This is a genomic window from Streptomyces sp. NPDC002138 (genome assembly GCF_040296485.1).
GTDB lineage: Bacteria > Actinomycetota > Actinomycetes > Streptomycetales > Streptomycetaceae > Streptomyces.
On sequence record NZ_JBEOXE010000016.1, the window covers coordinates 1 to 18,111 of the forward strand.

Here is an 18,111-nt window from a genome sequence, read left to right on the forward strand (position 1 = left end):
GCGGCCGGGCTACGACGGGCACGGTCGGTCGGGCGGCGCGTGCGGCCGGTCGGGCGGCGGGCACGGCCGGTCGGGCGGCGCGTGCGGCCGGGCTACGACGGGCCGAACAGGGCGTCCTGAGCCGCGTCCCGGGCGGCCAGCCGGGCGCCCTGCAGGACCGCCGGGTCACCGAGGGTGGTGGCCCGGACCTCGGTCGGCACCGGGGTGAGCGAGGCCAGCCGGGCCGCGACCCTCGCCGCGAGGGCGGGGCCGCCCGCGCGGCCCAGCTCGCCGCCGAGGACCACGCAGCCGGGGTCCAGTACGGCCGTCACCGCGGCCACCCCCAGGGCGAGGCGCTCCGCGTAGGCGTCGAGGAAGGCCTCCCCGGCGGCCCCCGCCGCGGCGTCCTCCACCGGCCCGGTGAATCCGTGCGCGGCGGCCAGCGCGGCCACCGCCTCCCGCCCGACCAGCCCGTGGAAACCGCCGCCGCAGTCCGTCGCGGAGGGCAGCCCCACCGTGCCCGGCACCGGCAGGAAGCCGATCTCGCCCGCGCCCCCGGACGCGCCGCGGCGCAGCCGCCCGTCCAGCACCACGGCGGCGCCGACCCCGGCGCCCAGCCACAGCAGGACGAAGGAGTCCACGTCCCGGGCCGCGCCCAGGCGCTGCTCGGCCAGGGCAGCGAGATTGGTCTCGTTCTCCACGACGACCGCGGCGGGCAGCCGCCGCTGGAGCGCGGCCACCAGGTCCCGGTGCCAGGAGGGCAGCCCGCTCAGGCCGCGGAGCTCGCCGCTGGCCGGGGCGACCAGGCCGGGGGCGCCGATGACGACGGTGTGCAGCGGCGTCGCGCCCGCTTCCCGGGCGAGTTCCTCCAGCCGGGTCACCGCTTCCTCGACGGCATCGGCCGGGAGCGGCGCGCGGGCCAGCGGGTGGCCGAGCAGGTCGGTGATCACCGCGGTCACGCCGTCGGTCCGTACGTCCAGCGCGGCGAGGTGGGCGAGGCGGGCGACGATCCCGTAGAGCCGGGCGTTCGGTCCGCGCCGCTGCTCGCCGGATTCGCCGACGACCTCGATGAGTCCGGCGCCGGTGAGGCGTTCGACGAGGTCGGCGACCGACGGGCGGGAGAGGCCGGTCAGCTGCTTGAGCTGGGTCGCGGTCAGCGGCCCTTCCTCCTGGAGGAGCCGGAGCGCGAGCCGGTCGTTCATCGCCCGGGCCGTACTCGGCGAGGCGGGCGAGGGAGCGGCGGGTGCGGGGGCGGAAGTCACCCGGCCATCCTAGGAGGGACCGGACACTTATTTATCAGGCAGGGTCCCTGATAGTTTGGCTGCCATGACCGGGGAAACGGATCTCGCACCGCGCCGCCTGCGCCGCGCACGCATCGCCATAGCCGCCGTCTTCTGCGCCCACGGCGCGGTCACGGGCAGCTTCGCCACCCGGATCCCCTGGATCCAGGACCACGCCCAGCTCAGCGCGGGCACCCTGGGGATGGCCCTCGCCTTCCCCGCCGTCGGCGCGGCCCTCGCCATGCCCCTGGCCGGGCGGATCAACCACCGCTTCGGCGCCCGCAACGCGCTGCGCGGGCTGATCGCGATGTGGACCCTCTCCCTCATCCTGCCGAGCCTCGCCCCGAACCTCCTGACCCTGTGCCTGCTGCTCCTCGTCTACGGCGCGAGCGCGGGCATGTCGGACGTGGCGATGAACGCGCTCGGCGTCGAGACCGAGAACCGGCTCGGCCGCTCGATCATGTCCTCCCTGCACGGCATGTGGAGCGTGGGCGCCCTGATCGGCTCGGCCGCCGGTACGGTCGCCGCGCACGCCGGAGCCGATGCCCGGGCGCACCACCTGGTCGCCGCGCTCGCGCTGACCGTCGTCGGGCTGGTCGCCGTGCGCGGCGTGCTCGACCTGCGGGGCGGCCACGAGGAGGAGGCGCCCCCGCACTTCGCGCTGCCGCCGAAATCGGCGCTGGTCATCGGCGCGATCGGCTTCTGCGCGGTCTTCGCGGAGGGCGCGAGCATGGACTGGTCGGCGGTCTACTTCCGGGACGTGCTGCACACCGACGCCGGTCTGGCCGCCGCCTCCACCACGATGTTCGCGCTCACCATGGCCGCGGCCCGGCTCGCGGGGGACAAGGTGGTGGACCGCTTCGGCGCGGTGCGCACCGTACGGGCGAGCGGGCTGCTGGCCACGGCGGGCGGCCTGCTGGTGGTCCTCGTCCGGCACCCGGCCGGCGCGCTCGCGGGCTTCGGCCTGATCGGGCTCGGCATCGCGGTGGTGGTCCCGCTGGCCTTCGCGGCCGCCGCGCGCAGCGGTCCGGCTCCGGCCCAGGCCATCGCCGGGGTGGCGACGATCACCTACACCTCGGGGCTGATCGCGCCCTCGGCCATCGGCGCGGTGGCCGACGCGACCTCGCTGGTCGTGTCCTTCGGCCTGGTGACGCTGCTGGCGCTGGCGCTGGTCGCGGGGGCGACCGTACTGCGCGCGAAGCCGGGCGCGGGGCCCGGTACGGGCCGGGCGGCGCCCGGCGCGGACCCGGCGGCGGGCCGGGCCGGCGACCCCGCGGGCCCCGCGGCGGCCAATCAGGACGAACCTGCCGCTATCCAGCCGTAATATGACCTCGGCCGTCCTCGGCCCGGTCATCGATCCCCCCACCCGCGGCACCACCCGCGGCGCAGTCGGCATACTCGGCACGTTCGACCCACCGGTCGGCACCCACCCGGTCGGCGCCCGCGGCTGCCTGCCGCATCGCGAAACGGAGTTTCACCATGGGCCTCGGCGTGCGCTGGACCCTGCACGGCGACGGGCGGACACCCGCCCCCGGCGCGGTCGTCCGGCCGGACGAGCGGCTCTCGTGGCCGCGCACCGCGGGGCTCGGCGCCCAGCACGTCGTCGCCATGTTCGGCGCGAGCTTCGTCGCGCCGGTCCTCATGGGCCTGGATCCGAACCTGGCCATCATGATGTCCGGCGTCGCGACGGTGATCTTCCTCCTCGCGACCCGCGGCCGGATCCCGTCCTACCTGGGCTGCTCGCTCTCCTTCGTCGGCGTCGCCGCCGCGATCCGGGCGGGCGGCGGCGGCAGCGCGACCGTCACCGGCGCCGTCCTCGTCGTCGGCGCGGCCCTCTTCCTCTCCGGCCTGGCCGTCCGGTACTTCGGCGCGCGGATCATCCACGCGGCGATGCCCCCGGTGGTCACGGGCGCCGTCGTGATGCTCATCGGCTTCAACCTCGCTCCGGTGACCGCCTCGACGTACTGGCCCCAGGACCAGTGGACGGCCCTGCTGGTGATGGCGTTCACCGGCCTCGCGGTGGTGTGCCTGCGCGGGTTCTGGTCGCGGATCGCGATCTTCCTCGGACTGCTCTTCGGGTACGGCGTCTCCGCCCTCTTCGACCTGCTCTTCGGCAAGATCCACTCGACGGTGGGCGGCCCCGACGCCGTGGACCACTGGCGCCTGGACCTCTCCGGCGTGGGCAAGGCCGACTGGATCGGCCTGCCGTCCTTCCACGCCCCGCAGTTCGAGTGGTCGGCGATCCTGATCGCGCTGCCCGTGGTCATCGCCCTCATCGCCGAGAACGCCGGACACATCAAGGCCGTCGGCGAGATGACCGGGGACGCGCTCGACGACCAGCTCGGCACCGCGATCGCCGCCGACGGCGCCGCCTCGATGCTCTCCACCGCGCTCGGCGGTCCGCCGAACACCACGTACTCCGAGAACATCGGCGTCATGGCCGCCACCCGCGTCTACTCCACCGCCGCGTACTGGGCCGCCGCCGGGTTCGCGCTGCTCTTCGGCCTGTGCCCCAAGTTCGGCGCGGTCGTCGCGGCCATCCCGGGCGGGGTGCTCGGCGGGATCACCGTCATCCTGTACGGCATGATCGGCCTGCTCGGCGCCCAGATCTGGATCAACGGCCGGGTGGACCTGCGCAATCCGCTGAACCTCGTGCCCGCCGCGGCGGGCATCATCATCGGCGTCGGCGGGGTCGGCCTGAAGATCAGCGACAACTTCCAGCTGGGCGGCATCGCGCTGGGCACGATCGTGGTCGTCACGGGCTACCACGTCCTGCGCTACTTCGCCCCGGCGCACATGAAGGAGCGGGAGCCGCTGCTCGACGCGGGCACGTCCACCTACGACGACCGCGGCGGCGAGGGCCCCGAGGGGGCGCCCCGCGCCCCGGGCGCCCCCGCCGGGTCCTCCTGACCCTCCCGGCACGGGCAGGTTCGCCCGAACCGGCGAAGTACCGGGCCAACCCTCCCGGGAACCGCCGCCACCTGCGAACCTGCCTCCCATGGAAGCGGTGCTCGCGCGGATGCGCGCCCTGGAAGAGCGACTGCCCGAACACGACGGCGTCGCCGTCTTCAACCGGGTGTACCTGACGGTGACCGAGACCCTGCACCGCCGCATCGAGCACGGCGGGTTCCCCGGGCCGCGCCGGGCGGCGGTGCTGAGCGTGCGGTTCGCCGAGCGGTACCTCATGGCCGTCGACGCCGCCGCCGAGGGCGACCGTACGCCCGCGTGCTGGCGGCCGCTCTTCCAGTACCGGCGCCACCCCGGCGTACGGCCGCTCCAGTACGCCCTCGCCGGGATCAACGCGCACATCGGGCACGACCTGGCCCTCGCCGTGGTCGCCACCTGCCGCACCCTGGGCTGCGAACCGGCGGCCCTGGAGGCCGACTTCGACCGGGTCGGCGACACCCTGGTCGCCCTGGAGGAACGCATCCGGGAGGACCTGATGCCCGGACCGGACCTGCTCCAGATCGCCGACCCGCTGACCCACCTGATCGGCTCCTGGAGCCTGCAGCGCGCCCGGGACGGCGCCTGGGCCTCGGCCCGGCTGCTGTGGACCCTGCGCCGTTCCCCCGAGCTGGCCGAGGAGTTCGAGGAATCCCTGGACGCGGGCGTCGGCCTGGTCGGCCGCTGCCTGCTGACGCCCGTCCGGCAGACATCCGGAGCGACCTGGCCGGTGCGGTTCTAACCTCGGTCCGTGACCAGCTTCGCCACCCACCGCCTCCGGGTCCACGACCGGGCCCGCCCGCCGCACCGCCGCCTGAGCGCCCTGCGCACCTGCCTCACCCAATTCGCCCCGTACGGACTCCGGGCGACCTACCACCACCTGTGCGCGAGCGCCCGCGTCCCGGCGGACCTGGGACAGGACCCCGAGGCGCTGGTGCGGGCCGTGGAGGAGCTGCACGCGGCGCGGGAGGTCTGGACGGCGGAGTTCGCCCGCTGGCGGGAACGGCGCACGGCCCAGAAGCACGCCGGGGTGCGGGTCCCCGATCCCGCGGAGCCGCCGCGGCGGCTGTGGTGCCCCGACATCGGCTTCCATCCCACGCGTCCGCTGCCCGAGGTGATGGAGCGCGTCCTGCGCGCCGGCCGGGGCCCCGGGTGCCCGGTGTGCGGGGAAGGCCCGGGCACCACCGAGTGGCACGACGGGTGGAGCGTGCACCGGCTGTGCGCCCGGTGCGGGGTGAGCCTGGGCGCGCGCGACGCCGAGCCGCCGGACCCCGGCCTGAGCGGGACGCATGAGGAGCGCTGGAAGGCGGTGTGGCGGCGGGAGGCGCGGGGTGCGTAGCGGCGCCCCCCATGGAAACGGGCCGCCGCCGCGCTCGTGGCGCGGGGGCGGCCCGTGGTCGGGGGGAGCGGCCGGGGACGGTCAGTCCTCGGGCAGCTCGACCGGGGCGATGGCGTCGTAGAGGTCGCCGGGGCCCGGGTTGGTGGCGTCGGTCTCGCCGCCGAGGTGGCGCATGACGCCCCACACCGCGTTCAGCGCGGTCTGTACGGCGCCTTCGGCCCAGCCCGCCGTCCAGGAGATGTCGTCGCCCGCGAGGAAGATGCCGCGCTTGTCCTCGGGGAGGCGGTCCTGCATGAAGTGGGTGAACAGGCGCCGCTGGTAGCGGTAGTGGCCCGGCAGGTTCGCCTTGAACGCGCCCATGAAGTAGGGCTCGTTCTCCCACGAGACGGTGACGGGGTTGCCGATGATGTGACGGCGGATGTCGACCTTGGGGTAGATCTCGCCGAGGGACTTCAGCATGACCTCCATCCGCTCGTTCGCGGACAGCGGCAGCCACTTGAGGCTGTCGTCGCACCAGGTGTAGGAGAGGCAGATGGTGGCGGGCTTGTCCGGGCCGTTGTCCAGCAGGTACGTGCCGCGCGTCATCCGGTCGGTCAGCGTCATCGACATGACGTCGCGGCCCGTGTCCTCGTCCTTGTCCAGCCAGAACGGCCGGTCGACGGGGATGAACAGCTTCGAGCTCTCCATGTAGTGGGTGCGCTCGATCGCCGTCCAGTGGTCGATCGGGAAGAGCGTGTCATCGCACTCGATCTTGGACAGCAGCATCCACGACTGGGCCGTGAAGATCGCGGCGCGGTACGTGCGGATGTCGCCGGACGCGTCGGTGACGGTGATCCGGTTGCCCGCCGTGCGGTGCAGCCGGGTCACGGCCGGGCGCGGGGTGCCCTCGTGCAGGGTGGACAGCGAGGTGCCCTGGGCCCAGTGGACGATCTTCTCGGGAGCGCGGTCCCACATCCGCAGCGGCAGCTGCTGCGAGCCGCCGACGATGCCCCGGTGGTGGTCGTCCGCCTCGGTGTAGACGACGCGGAGGATCTCCAGGATGGAGTTCGGGAAGTCGGTGTCCCAGCCGCCCGTGCCGAAGCCGACCTGGCCGAAGATCTCCCGCTTGCGGAAGGACTGGAAGGCTTCGGACTTGCAGAGGAACCCGTAGAAGGTCTCGTCGTCGAGCTTCTCGACCAGCTTCGCCCAGATCTCGCGGATGCGCGGGACGTCCCGCTCGCGCATCGCGGTGTTCATGTCGGAGAAGTCGGCGCCCTCGTCGAGGCAGTCGTTCCACGCGGCGGCGACGTCGCGGTAGACCTGCGGGAGGTCGGCGATGGTCTCGGCGTAGTGGGTCTCGCCCTTGAGGTCCACGACCGTCGAGGGGGTGGCCTCGGCGAGCGGGTTCGGGAAGGGCTCCGTGACCAGGCCGACGAGGTCGATGTAGTGCTGGAGCGCGGTGGAGGACGGCGGGAAGCGCATGGCGCCCATCTCCGCGGTCAGACCCTCCGTACCGGCGCCCTCGAAGCCCACGGTGCGCAGCCGGCCGCCGATCTGGTCGGCCTCGTAGACGACGGGCTTCAGGCCCATCTTCATCAGCTCGTACGCGGCGATGATGCCGGAGAGCCCGCCGCCGATGACGGCGACCTCCGTACCGTGCTCGGTCGCCGGTATCTGGCCCAGGCCCGCCGGGTGGGCGAGGAAGTCGTCATAGGCGTACGGAAAGTCCGGGCCGAACATGGTGATCGGCGGCTGTCCGTCGCTGTGCGGGACGGCGGTGGTGGGCACCGTGGACGTCATGGGGCACGTCTCCTTGCGGCAGAGCTGGGGGGGAGGTGGTCAGATCAGGGAGGCGTAGAGCCCGGGGCGGCGGTCGCGCAGGTACGGATTGTTCACGCGCGACGCCTCGAGCAGCTCGGGGTCGACCTCGCCGAACACCAGCTCCTCGCCACGGCCCGCGCGGGCGCGGGTCGCTCCGTCCGGGGCCGCCAGGGAGCTGAGGCCGACGAACTCGAACTCGCCCTCGGGGCCCGTGCGGTTGACGTACGCGATGTACATCTGGTTCTCGAAGGCCCGTACCGGCACCAGCTGCTCGGCGACGAACTGGAACGGGTGCATCTGCGCCGTCGGCACGAGGAGGAGGTCGGTGCCGGCCAGCGCGTGGGCGCGGACGTTCTCCGGGAACTCGACGTCGTAGCAGATCATGATGCCGATGCGGAGGCCGTTCAGTTCCGCCTGGACGACGGGGGTGTCGCCGGGGGTGAAGGCGTCCTGCTCGAAGCAGCCGAAGAGGTGGGTCTTGCGGTAGTTCGCGAGCCGGGCGCCGTCGGGGCCGACGAGCTGGGCGGAGTTGTAGACCGCCGCGCCGTCCCGCTCGGGGTAGGCGTACAGCACGGCCACCCCGTGGCGGCGGGCGATCTCGCCGACGGCGACGGCGGACGGGCCGTCGGCGGTCTCGGCGAGCGCGGCGACGTCCTCGACCTCGAGGGCGTACCCGGTCAGGAACATCTCGGAGGAGACGAGGAGCCCGGCCCCGCTGTGTGCGGCGCGCGCGGCGGCCTCGTCGAGGGCCTTCAGGTTCTCGGCGACGTCGCCGAGCCGTCCGGAACTCTGGAGGAGAGCGGTGCGCAGCGGGGGCATGGACGACCTCTGGGGCAGGAGGGGTGGTGTCCTATAGACGGTACGGGCGGGGGTTCGGCGGCGACAAGGCGTGTCTGTTGCGTCCATCCCAACGATTCGTTGCGCATTTCAGGCCCCGCGCAGCGATTCGTTGCGTCATCCCTCGGGTGTGCGCAGCCTCGCGGCGGCGGGCGCCGGAGGTCGTGCGCGGGGGCGCCCGGGCGTTACGCCGGGGCGCCCGAGGTGAAGCGGCGCAGGAGCGGGGAGAGGACCAGGACGGACTTCGTCCGCTCCACGAACGGCTCGCCCGCGATCCGCTCCAGCACCCGCTCGAAGTGGCGCATGTCCGAGGCGAAGATCTGGACCAGGGCGTCCGCGTCGCCCGTCACGGTCGACGCGGACACCACCTCGGGATACCGCTCCAGACCCCGCCGGATGTCGTCCGGCGAGGTGTTGTGGCGGCAGTAGATCTCGATGAAGCCCTCGGTCTCCCAGCCCATGGCGGCCGGATCGACCCGGACCGTGAAGCCGGTGATGGCTCCCTCGGCCCGCAGCCGGTCCACGCGGCGCTTGACGGCGGGGGCGGAGAGCCCGACCTCGGAGCCGATGTCCGCGTAGGAACGGCGGGCGTCCTCGGCGAGGGCGTGCACGATGCGTTCGTCGAGATCGTTCAGTCGCACTGCGGGTGGATCACTTCTCTGCCGTGGCCAGTCGGGAGCGGCGGATGCCGTACAGGAAGTACACCACGAGGCCGACGGCCATCCAGACACCGAAAGCGACCCACGTGGCGGACGGCAGGCTGTACATCATGTAGGCGCAGGCGAAGAAGCCGAGGATCGGCGTCACCGGGAAGAGCGCCACCTTGAACGTGCGGGGCATGTCGGGCTTGGTGCGGCGCAGGATCACGACGGCGATGTTGACCAGGGCGAAGGCGAAGAGCGTGCCGATGCTGGTGGCGTTCGCCAGCTCACCCAGGGGGATGAACGCGGCGAGGGCGCCGCAGAAGAGGGAGACGATCAGCACGTTGGCGCGCGGGGCGCCGGTCTTGGCGTCGACCTTGGCGAAGACCTTGGGGACGAGGCCGTCGCGGGACATCGCGAAGAGGATGCGGGTCTGGCCGTAGAGCACCGCGAAGACCACGGAGGCGATGGCGACGACCGCGCCGGCGGCGAGGACGACGCCCCAGAAGCTGTGCCCGGTGACGTCGGTCATGATCTTCGCCAGCGCGGCCTCGGTGTTGCCGAAGTCCTGCCAGGGCATGGCGCCGACGGCGACGAAGGCGACCAGGATGTAGAGGACGGTCACGATGCCCAGCGAGAGCATGATCGCGCGCGGCAGGTCGCGCTTGGGGTTCTTGGCCTCCTCACCGGCGGTGGAGGCGGCGTCGAAGCCGATGTACGAGAAGAAGAGCGTGGAGGCGGCGGCGCTGATGCCGGTGACGCCGAGCGGGGCGAGCGGCGTGTAGTTGCCGGACTTGATGCCCATGACGCCGATGCCGATGAAGAGGAACAGCGTGACGATCTTCACCACGACCATGATCGTGTTGATGCGGGCGCTCTCCTTGGCGCCGCGCATCAGGAAGACCATGGCGAGCAGGACGACGACCAGCGACGGGAGGTTGATCCAGCCGCCGTCGCCCAGCGGCGCGGTGGAGAACTTCTCGGGGATGGTGACGCCTATCGTCCCGTCGAGCAGCTCGTTGAGGTACTGGCCCCAGCCGACGGCGACGGCCGAGACGGACACCGCGTACTCCAGGACCAGACACCAGCCGCAGATCCAGGCGATGAACTCGCCCATGGTCGCGTAGGAGTACGAGTACGAGGATCCGGAGACCGGGACCGATCCGGCCAGCTCCGCGTAGGAGAGGGCGGAGAAGAGCGCGGTCAGGCCCGCGATGACGAAGGAGATCGTGACGGCGGGTCCGGCCTTCGGCGCGGCTTCGCCGAGGACGACGAAGATGCCGGTGCCCAGGGTGGCGCCGATGCTGATCATGGTCAGCTGCCACATGGTGAGCGAGCGCCGCAGCATGCCGCCCTCGCCCTGGCCGCCCTCGGCGACCAGCTGGTCGACCGGCTTGCGGCGCAGCAGCGGGTGGGCGGGCTTGCGGGGCGGGGACGTGAGCGGTGGCGCCTGGCCGTGATCGAGCACGAGGGGGACTCCTTTGTCACTGCGGGTGGGGTTTCAGGCGTCGACCGCAGCGGTCCGGAGCAGGAACAGGCGGGGCGGAAGCCTGCCTGGGCATGGGGGGACCGCCGAGCAGGCGGTCCGCGCCACTCCACGTACAGCGAGTGAGCCTACGAGCTGAGTGATACCGCCCGTAATGCACCATCCTTGCACATTGCCGCACGATCATTGCGCGGATCTGGCCTGAATGGTCCTTTGTTGCGCGCGGATGATCGATCAGTGCGCGAGCCTCCTTCGGCCCCCTTTCTTGACACTTCGTCAGATCTGCCGCAGCGTGCCGCCATGGATCTGGACGTGCTCTACGAGATCGACGTACCGCGGCCATGGCCCGGAGCCCACCCGCACGGCCAGCGCGCCGCCGAGCAGCGCGCCTACCGGGAGGCCGTCGAGCAGATCCGGCTGGCGGACCGGATGGGGTTCCGCACGGTGTGGGCCGTCGAGCACCACTTCCGCGAGGGCCGCTCGCACTGCCCGGCGCCCGAGGTGCTCCTCGGCCATCTCGCCGGGCTCACCGAGCGCATCCGGCTCGGCTTCGGCGTGACCCTGACCCCCTTCGGCTTCACCCCGCCCCAGCGCATCGCCGAGAAGGTCGCCACGGTGGACGTCCTGTCCGGCGGCCGGGTCGAGTGGGGCACCGGGCGCTCCACGCCCATGGAACAGGCCGCCTTCGGGGTGGACCGGGAGACCTCGCGCGCCGACTGGCGCGAGGCGATCGCGATCGTCACCGGAATGTGGCGGGAGGAGTACTTCGCCTACTCCTCCGACCGCTTCTCCTTCCCCCGCCGGATGGTCACGCCCAAGCCCGTGCAGGACCCGCACCCGCCGGCCTGGATGGCCGCCACCTCCCCCGGCTCCGCCGAGGTGGCCGGGTCGCTCGGCCTGGGGCTGCTCTCCTTCTCGATCATGCAGCCGCTGGACGCGATGGCCCGCCAGGTGGCGGCGTACCGGGCGGCCGCCCGCGACCCCCGGCCGCTCACCGACGTCACGACCGACCGGGTCAGCGCCTACACGCTGGTGCACGCCACCGCACCGCGCGCCGCGGCGGGCGCCCGGGTCTGGGACTCGGTGGCCTGGTGGTACGAGAACCTCGCGCGCTTCACCCTGGACTGGGAGCTGCCGCACCTGAGCCCCGAGGAGCGCGAGCAGACCTTCCCGCTGCTCGCGCCGATCCTCGAGGGGGCCGTGCCGGTACGGGAGTTCGATGAGGGGGACATGATCCTGATCGGGGACGCGGAGACGATCGTCCGCAAGGCCAAGCGCTACGCGGACCTCGGGGTGGACCAGCTGATCTGCTACGTGCAGTGGGGGTACCTGGAGCACCGGGAGATCCTGCGGACCCTCGAGATCCTCGGCAAGGAGGTGCTCCCGGAGCTGGCCCGCTACCGCCCGGCGCCGCCGTCCGGGGGCGCCGCGTGAGCCCCGGCCCGTCCACGGGCCCGGCGCGGCCCGAGCTCCCGGACCGCTCCCCCGTCCCCGACTACACCGCACTCCACCGGCAGGACGGCCGCCGCTTCGTCCTGCTCGGCGCGGGCAACGGCATCGGCCGCCAGAGCGCCCACGCCCTCGCCCAGGCGGGGGCCCGCGTGCTGTGCGTCGACGTGGACGCGGAGCGGGCCGCCGCCGTGGCCGCCGAGACCGGCGCGGTGGCCCACACCGCCGACGCGCGCGACCGCGACAGCGTACGGACGCTCTTCGTGCGGGCCCCGGAGCTGCTGGGCGGGCCCGTCGGCGGGGTGGTCGACATCGTCGGGATGGCCCGGTACGCGAGCCTCGCCGAGCTGACCGACGCCGACTGGGACTGGCACTTCGACCTGGTCCTGCGGCACGCGTGGCTGGCCGTGCAGTACGGCGGCGAGGCCGTCGCGGCGGCCGGCGGCGGCCCGCTGGTCTTCGTGGCCTCCGTCTCCGGTCTGACCGCCGCCCCGCTGCACGCCGCCTACGGCGCCGCCAAGGCCGGGCTGATCTCGCTGGTCCGCTCGGCCGCCGTCGAGCTCGGCCCGCGCGGGGTGCGCGTCAACGCGGTCGCGCCGGGAGTGGTGTGGACCCCGCGCGTCGCCGCGCGGCTCGGGGAGGAGGGGCGGCGCGCGTGCGCGGACAACGCCCCGCTCGGCCGGGTCGCCGAGCCCCGCGACATCGCCGCCGCCCTGGCCTTCCTGGCCTCCCCGCAAGCGGCGTACGTCACCGGGCAGACGTTGGTCGTGGACGGCGGGGTAGGTGTGAAGTTCCCGTACCCGACGATCGGAGACGCCCGGTGACACCCGACGAGCCCTGGCTGGACCCCGGCCCCTTCCTGCGCGGCGTGGCCTGGCTGGAGCAGGGCCGGGCGGTGCGCGCCGATCCCGCCGACACCGCGCGGCTGCCCTGGGACACCGGCGAGCGGGCCACCCTGCCGATAGGGGTGCGGCTGGAGTTCACCGCCGGGGCCGGGGCGCACGCCATGGAGATCCGCTACCGGGCCACCGTGCCCGGACCCACCGACGCGCTGCGCGACCTGGCGCACGGCTTCGCCCTGTGGGACCGCTCCGGGCTGCTGACCGAGGTGTTCACCGACCCGGCCGCGGAGGCCGTCGTACGCATCGGGCTCCCGGCCGGCGGCGGCCCGTTCACCGTCCACCCGCCCGAGGCCCAGGCGCCGCTGGTGCTGGGCCTGCGCGGGGTCGGCGGGCCGCTCGCCCCGGCGCCCCGCGCCCCGCGCTGGGTGGTGCACGGGGACTCCATCACCGAGGGCTGGTGGTCCACCCGCCCCGCGCACGGCTGGCCCGCCGTGACCGGCCGGGCGCTGGGCTGGGACACCGTCAACCTCGGCTACGCGGGCGCCGCCCGCGGTGAACTCGCCACGGCCGAACAGCTCGCCGCGCTCCCCGCCGATGTCCTCACCCTCGCCTTCGGCACCAACTGCTGGTCGCGCGTGCCCTTCTCCGCCCCGCTGCTGTACGAGACCACGCGCGCGTTCCTCGAACTCGTCCGCCAGGGGCACCCGCAGACCCCCCTGCTGCTCCTCTCCCCCGTCCTGCGCCCCGACGCCGAGCGCACCCCCAACCGGCTCGGCGCCACCCTGGGCGCCCTGCGCGACGCGATGGAACGCGCCGTCCTGGAGCGGGTCGTGGCCGGGGACGGCCGGCTCGCGCTGCTCCCCGGCCGCGACCTGCTGGGCCCCGGTCACCTCGCCGACGGGCTGCACCCCAACGACGAGGGGCACCGGGTGCTGGGGCTGGCGGTGGCCGCGGCCCTGCGCCGGGCCGGGTTCGACACGACCGCCCCCGCGGGTCCGGCGGACTGAACCACGCTCCCCGTTCCGCCCCCGGCGGGCCCTCTCTACACTGCCCCCATGCTGCGTGTACTGGCCGTCGACGATGAGAAGCCGCTCCTCGAAGAGCTGCTCTTCCTGCTGCGCTCCGACCCGCGCGTGAGCGCGGCGGCCGGGGCGTCGGACGCCACCGAGGCGCTGCGCCGCATCACTCTGGCCGTGGAGTCGGGCCCGGACGGGCCCGACGGCCTCGACGTGGTGTTCCTCGACATCCACATGGCGGGGCTGACCGGGCTGGACATCGCCCGGCTGCTCGCCGGGTTCAGCTCGCCCCCGCTGATCGTGTTCGTCACCGCCCACGAGGGCTTCGCCGTCCAGGCCTTCGATCTGAAGGCGGTGGACTACGTCCTCAAGCCGGTCCGCCCGGAGCGGCTGGCGGAGGCGGTGCGCCGGGCCTGCGCGATGCTGGGCCGCGACCGGGATCCCGCCGCCGCCCGCCCCGGGCCCGCGGTCCGCCCCTCCCCCGCCGCTGCCCCCGCACCCGCACCCGCGGCCGGTCCGGTCCCCGTCACGGACCGCACCGCCGAGCAGATCGCGGTCGAGCTGGGCGGGGTGACCCGGTTCGTGGCCATCGCGGACATCGCATACGTCGAGGCGCAGGGGGATTACGCCCGCCTGCACACCGGCGAGGGCAGCCACTTGGTGCGGATCCCGCTGTCCACGCTGGAGGAACGCTGGGCCGCGCGGGGCTTCGTACGGATACACCGCCGCCACCTGGTGGCGCTGGACCGGATCGACGAGCTGCGGCTGGACGCGGGCACCACCAGCGTCCGGGTCGGCGCGGCGGAGCTGCAGGTGAGCCGCCGTCACGCCCGTGAGCTGCGCGATCTGCTGATGCGCAAGGCCACCGGCTGACCCGGCGGCGACCGCCGGGCGCTGCGCGGCCGCCGTTCGTCGCGCCGCACGGCGCGTACGGCGATCCGCCGGGCCGTCGGCCGCAGGACCCGCCCTTTCGGCCCGCCGCCGGCCCGCCCGCCCCTATCGTGGATCTTCCGGGCGGGAGGAGCGAGATGTCCGACATCCAGGCGCTGCTCGACGCGCTGCGGGGACTGCCCCCGGCCCGGCCGTCCGGCCTCGCCGAGGCCGAGGACCTGCTGGCCCGGCTCCGCAGCGCGGCCGCGCGCTGGGCCGACGTCCTGTCCGAGGCGGAAGAGGCCTGCCGCCAGCACCTTCCGCCGGGCGCGGAGGCCGCGTTGACGCTGGCCTACCGGCGGGCCGAGGAGTCGTACGTGGAGCTGGAGATCGCCCGCCGCGACTGCGCCGAGCACCTCGGCTGCGCGCAGCCCCACGCGCACGACCGGATCCGCTGACCCGGGACCCCGGCCGCGGCCGTAACGGGCCCCGTGCGCCCCGTGTTCGCCCGGATCATGCCTGTCGTCCGCCGCGCCGCCATGCCTAGAATCCGGTGCCCCCTCCCCGTCCCTGTTCCCGTCCCCCGCCCCGTCCCTGTCCCCGTCCCCCGCCCCGCCCCGCCTCCGACCCCGAGGACCGACCGGTGAACCAGACGTACGCGCTGAGCGCGGTCGCCGTCGTCGTGGTGGCCACGGTGCTGCTCGGCGGCCTCGGGCTGCGGATATCGCGTACCACCTCGGACTTCTACGTCGCCTCGCGGACCGTCGGCCCCCGGCTCAACGCGGCGGCCATCAGCGGGGAGTACCTCTCCGCCGCCTCCTTTCTCGGGGTCGCCGGGCTGGTGCTGCTCCAGGGGCCCGAGATGCTCTGGTACCCGGTCGGGTACACGGCCGGATACCTGGTGCTGCTGGCCCTGGTGGCCGCGCCGCTGCGCCGCTCGGGGGCGTACACCCTGCCCGACTTCGCCGAGGGCCGGCTGGAGTCGAGGGCGGTGCGCCGGGTCGCGGTGGTCTTCGTCCTCGGGGTGGGCTGGCTGTACCTGCTGCCGCAGCTCCAGGGGGCGGGGCTGACGCTGCAGATCCTCACGGGCGCCCCGCACTGGGTGGGCGGCCTGGTGGTGGCCCTGGTGGTGACGGTGGCCGTGGGGGCGGGCGGCATGCGCAGCATCACCTTCGTGCAGGCCTTCCAGTACTGGCTCAAGCTGACCGCGCTGCTGGTCCCGGCCTTCTTCCTGATCGCCGCCTGGGCCGGGGACGGCGCGCCGCGCGCGACCTTCGACGCCCCGGCGGTGCTGCGGGAGCACACCTCGGTGACCCTCGCCCAGGACGTCCGGATATCCCTGGACGCGCCGCTCGCCCCGGCGGTCACCGGCCGGGTGGACGGGCGGACGTACAGCGGCGAGAACGTCCCGCTGGGCGCCGGGGAGCACACCGTGGCCGCCCGCACCCGGCTGGAGTTCGCGGCGGGCAGCGCGCTGCCGAAGGCCCGTCCGGACGCCGGGCCGGGCACCCCGTCCTGGTCCCAGCCGCTCGCCGGGGACCGGGAGGAGTACCGGCTGTACGCGACGTACGGACTCATCCTCGCCACCTTCCTCGGCACGATGGGCCTCCCGCACGTCGCGGTGCGCTTCTACACCAGTCCCGACGGGCGGGCCGCGCGGCGGACCACCCTGGTCGTGCTCGGGCTGGTCGGCGCCTTCTACCTGCTGCCCCCGGTCTACGGGGCGCTCGGGCGGATCTACGCTCCCGAACTCGCCCTCACCGGGGACACCGACGCGGCGGTGCTGGTGCTGCCCGCGCGGCTGGTGGGCGGGACGGCCGGTGACCTGCTGGGCGCGCTGCTCGCCGCGGGCGCCTTCGCCGCGTTCCTGTCCACCGCTTCCGGGCTGACGATGGCCGTGGCCGGGGTGCTGCACCAGGACGTGCTGCCCTCCCGCGGGGTGGGCGCCTTCCGGCTCTCGGTGCTGGTGGCGATGGCGGTGCCGATGGCGGGCGGAATGCTGGCCTCGCACGTGCCGGTCGCGGACGCGGTGGGGCTGGCCTTCGCGGTGTCGGCCTCCTCCTTCTGTCCGCTGCTGGTGCTGGGGATCTGGTGGCCCCGGCTGACCCCGCCCGGCGCCGTGGCCGGGCTGGTCACCGGGGGCGGCGCCGCGCTCGGCGCGGTGCTGGCGACCCGGGCCGGGCTGGCCCCGGCGGGCTGGGCGACGACCCTGCTGGCCTGGCCCGCCGCCTGGTCGGTGCCGCTCGGTTTCCTGACGATGGTGCTGGTGTCGCTGGCCACCCCGGCGCGGATACCGAAGGGGACGGCGGCCACCCTGGCCCGGCTGCACCTGCCCGAGCAGCTGGTGCGCCGGCGCTCCGAGAGCCTCGGGGACGGCCGGTGACGGGGGCCGCGTTCTGCGTACTGCCCGTGGTGGCCGCGATGGTCCTGGTGCTCGGCTACGCGCTGGGGCGGCTGCACTCGGCCCGGGCCGGGCGGACCGCGCCCGGCCTCGGCACCCCGGTGGAGCGGGCCACCTTCCACACCCTGCACACGGCTTCGCTGGCCGCGCCCCCGCTGCGCGCCGGGCTCACCGAGGACACCGCCCGCAAGGCCGCCCGGCGGCTGCGCTCGCTGCTGGGCACCGAGGCGCTGTGCCTGACCGACCGGGAGAAGGTGCTGGCCTGGGACGGTCCCGGGGCCGGGCACCACGGGGGGCGGGCCATGGAGCGGGCGGCCGAGCTGCTGGCCTCGGGGCGCAGCCGGAGCGGGCGCACGGACTGCCGTGAGCCCGGCTGCGCCCTGAAGTGGGAGGTCATCGCCCCGCTCACCGGGGAGGACGGGGTGCTGGGCGCGCTGGTCGCGTACGGCTCGCACGAGTCGGCGGTGCTGGTGCGGGCCGCGACGGAGGTGGCCCGCTGGGTCTCCGTACAGCTGGAGCTCTCGGAGCTGGACCGCTCCCGCACCCGGCTGATGGAGGCCGAGATACGGGCGCTGCGGGCGCAGATCTCGCCGCACTTCATCTTCAACTCGCTGGCCGCGATCGCCTCCTTCGTCCGGACGGATCCGGAGCGGGCGCGGGAACTGCTGCTGGAATTCGCGGACTTCACCCGCTACTCCTTCCGCCGGCACGGCGACTTCACCACCCTCGCGGACGAGTTGCGTTCCATCGAGCAGTACCTGGCCCTGGCCGGGGCCCGGTTCGGGGACCGGCTGAAGGTGACCCTGCGGGTCGCGCCCGAAGTCCTGCCGGTGGCCCTGCCGTTCCTGTGTCTGCAGCCGCTGGTCGAGAACGCGGTCAAGCACGGGCTGGAGGACTCGGCCCGGGAGTGCCGGATCACCATCACGGCCCGGGACGCGGGTCCGGAGGCGGTGCTGACCATCGAGGACAACGGGGTGGGGATGGAGCCCGCGGTGCTGCGCCGGATCCTGGCCGGGGGGCAGGCCGGCTGCGCGGCGGGGATCGGGCTGCCGAACGTGGACCAGCGGATGCGCCAGGTGTTCGGGGACGACTACGGGCTGCTCTTCGAGACGGCGGTCGGCGAGGGCATGAAGATCACCGCACGGATCCCCAAGTACCGGGCCGGGGTACACACCGAAGCCCCCGGCGCGCCCTGGAACGGGCGGCCGGGGGCCACGGGGTGAAGCGG

16 protein-coding genes are annotated in these 18,111 nt (G+C 74.1%); 11 read left to right on the plus strand and 5 right to left on the minus strand.

Features of this window, described 5'->3' with window-relative positions:
• Positions 1–92 precede the first annotated feature (92 nt).
• Positions 93–1,181: an ROK family transcriptional regulator gene (locus ABT084_RS13045; protein WP_351042207.1), complete on the minus strand. Its 1,089-nt coding sequence runs from the start codon at positions 1,179–1,181 to the stop codon at positions 93–95.
• 124 nt (positions 1,182–1,305) lie between these two features.
• Between ABT084_RS13045 and ABT084_RS13050 the strand changes: the two genes are divergently transcribed.
• From ABT084_RS13050 to ABT084_RS13065, 4 genes are all read left to right on the plus strand, one after another.
• Positions 1,306–2,583 carry an MFS transporter gene (locus tag ABT084_RS13050; RefSeq protein ID WP_351041905.1) on the plus strand — a complete coding sequence of 426 codons (1,278 nt, stop codon included), beginning with the start codon at positions 1,306–1,308 and terminating at the stop codon, positions 2,581–2,583.
• Between the two features lie 155 nt (positions 2,584–2,738).
• Positions 2,739–4,169, plus strand: a complete 1,431-nt coding sequence (locus ABT084_RS13055; protein ID WP_351041908.1) for a uracil-xanthine permease family protein — start codon at positions 2,739–2,741, stop codon at positions 4,167–4,169.
• Positions 4,170–4,257: 88 nt separating this feature from the next.
• The gene (locus ABT084_RS13060) at positions 4,258–4,944 is read left to right on the plus strand and encodes a DUF5995 family protein (protein ID WP_351041911.1); all 687 of its coding nucleotides are present in this window, start codon (positions 4,258–4,260) and stop codon (positions 4,942–4,944) included.
• Positions 4,945–4,953: 9 nt separating this feature from the next.
• Positions 4,954–5,541, plus strand: coding sequence for a hypothetical protein (locus tag ABT084_RS13065; RefSeq protein WP_351041913.1), 588 nt, complete (start codon positions 4,954–4,956; stop codon positions 5,539–5,541).
• A gap of 81 nt (positions 5,542–5,622) precedes the next feature.
• Here ABT084_RS13065 and ABT084_RS13070 read toward each other — a convergent pair whose 3' ends face one another.
• From ABT084_RS13070 to ABT084_RS13085, 4 genes are all read right to left on the minus strand, one after another.
• A complete protein-coding gene (locus ABT084_RS13070) occupies positions 5,623–7,320 on the minus strand; it encodes a flavin monoamine oxidase family protein (RefSeq protein ID WP_351041916.1) in 1,698 nt (565 codons plus the stop codon).
• A 39-nt stretch (positions 7,321–7,359) separates the two neighbouring features.
• Positions 7,360–8,160 carry a carbon-nitrogen hydrolase family protein gene (locus ABT084_RS13075; RefSeq protein WP_351041919.1) on the minus strand — a complete coding sequence of 267 codons (801 nt, stop codon included), beginning with the start codon at positions 8,158–8,160 and terminating at the stop codon, positions 7,360–7,362.
• A gap of 203 nt (positions 8,161–8,363) precedes the next feature.
• Positions 8,364–8,819 carry an Lrp/AsnC family transcriptional regulator gene (locus ABT084_RS13080; protein ID WP_030027017.1) on the minus strand — a complete coding sequence of 152 codons (456 nt, stop codon included), beginning with the start codon at positions 8,817–8,819 and terminating at the stop codon, positions 8,364–8,366.
• Between the two features lie 10 nt (positions 8,820–8,829).
• Complete coding sequence (locus ABT084_RS13085; protein WP_351041922.1) at positions 8,830–10,287, minus strand: amino acid transporter; 1,458 nt, start codon at positions 10,285–10,287, stop codon at positions 8,830–8,832.
• Positions 10,288–10,605: 318 nt separating this feature from the next.
• Between ABT084_RS13085 and ABT084_RS13090 the strand changes: the two genes are divergently transcribed.
• The 7 genes from ABT084_RS13090 (at position 10,606) to ABT084_RS13120 (ending at position 18,106) form a co-directional block, all read left to right on the plus strand.
• Positions 10,606–11,739, plus strand: coding sequence for an LLM class flavin-dependent oxidoreductase (locus tag ABT084_RS13090; protein WP_351041925.1), 1,134 nt, complete (start codon positions 10,606–10,608; stop codon positions 11,737–11,739).
• Positions 11,736–12,578 carry an SDR family NAD(P)-dependent oxidoreductase gene (locus ABT084_RS13095; RefSeq protein ID WP_351041928.1) on the plus strand — a complete coding sequence of 281 codons (843 nt, stop codon included), beginning with the start codon at positions 11,736–11,738 and terminating at the stop codon, positions 12,576–12,578. Before ABT084_RS13090 ends, ABT084_RS13095 begins: the two co-directional genes overlap by 4 nt.
• The gene (locus tag ABT084_RS13100) at positions 12,575–13,603 is read left to right on the plus strand and encodes a GDSL-type esterase/lipase family protein (RefSeq protein ID WP_351041932.1); all 1,029 of its coding nucleotides are present in this window, start codon (positions 12,575–12,577) and stop codon (positions 13,601–13,603) included. Before ABT084_RS13095 ends, ABT084_RS13100 begins: the two co-directional genes overlap by 4 nt.
• A 48-nt stretch (positions 13,604–13,651) precedes the next feature.
• Complete coding sequence (locus ABT084_RS13105) at positions 13,652–14,485, plus strand: LytR/AlgR family response regulator transcription factor (RefSeq protein WP_351041935.1); 834 nt, start codon at positions 13,652–13,654, stop codon at positions 14,483–14,485.
• Positions 14,486–14,640: 155 nt separating this feature from the next.
• Positions 14,641–14,940 (plus strand): hypothetical protein, encoded by a 300-nt coding sequence (locus ABT084_RS13110; protein ID WP_351041937.1) that lies wholly within the window; start codon positions 14,641–14,643, stop codon positions 14,938–14,940.
• A 185-nt stretch (positions 14,941–15,125) separates the two neighbouring features.
• A complete protein-coding gene (locus ABT084_RS13115) occupies positions 15,126–16,865 on the plus strand; it encodes a sodium/solute symporter (RefSeq protein ID WP_351041940.1) in 1,740 nt (579 codons plus the stop codon).
• Between the two features lie 38 nt (positions 16,866–16,903).
• A complete protein-coding gene (locus ABT084_RS13120) occupies positions 16,904–18,106 on the plus strand; it encodes a histidine kinase (protein WP_351042210.1) in 1,203 nt (400 codons plus the stop codon).
• The last annotated feature ends 5 nt before the right edge of the window (positions 18,107–18,111 follow it).

Excerpts from the sequence above, each read along its gene's own strand:
- ABT084_RS13050 (WP_351041905.1), top strand. The coding sequence starts at position 1,306 with ATGACCGGGGAAACGGATCTCGCACCGCGCCGCCTGCGCCGCGCACGC.
- ABT084_RS13060 (WP_351041911.1), top strand. The coding sequence starts at position 4,258 with ATGGAAGCGGTGCTCGCGCGGATGCGCGCCCTGGAAGAGCGACTGCCC.
- ABT084_RS13110 (WP_351041937.1), top strand. The coding sequence starts at position 14,641 with ATGTCCGACATCCAGGCGCTGCTCGACGCGCTGCGGGGACTGCCCCCG.
- ABT084_RS13120 (WP_351042210.1), top strand. The coding sequence starts at position 16,904 with ATGGTCCTGGTGCTCGGCTACGCGCTGGGGCGGCTGCACTCGGCCCGG.
- ABT084_RS13105 (WP_351041935.1), top strand. The coding sequence starts at position 13,652 with ATGCTGCGTGTACTGGCCGTCGACGATGAGAAGCCGCTCCTCGAAGAG.
- ABT084_RS13055 (WP_351041908.1), top strand. The coding sequence starts at position 2,739 with ATGGGCCTCGGCGTGCGCTGGACCCTGCACGGCGACGGGCGGACACCC.
- ABT084_RS13070 (WP_351041916.1), bottom strand. The coding sequence starts at position 7,320 with ATGACGTCCACGGTGCCCACCACCGCCGTCCCGCACAGCGACGGACAG.
- ABT084_RS13075 (WP_351041919.1), bottom strand. The coding sequence starts at position 8,160 with ATGCCCCCGCTGCGCACCGCTCTCCTCCAGAGTTCCGGACGGCTCGGC.
- ABT084_RS13045 (WP_351042207.1), bottom strand. The coding sequence starts at position 1,181 with ATGAACGACCGGCTCGCGCTCCGGCTCCTCCAGGAGGAAGGGCCGCTG.
- ABT084_RS13090 (WP_351041925.1), top strand. The coding sequence starts at position 10,606 with ATGGATCTGGACGTGCTCTACGAGATCGACGTACCGCGGCCATGGCCC.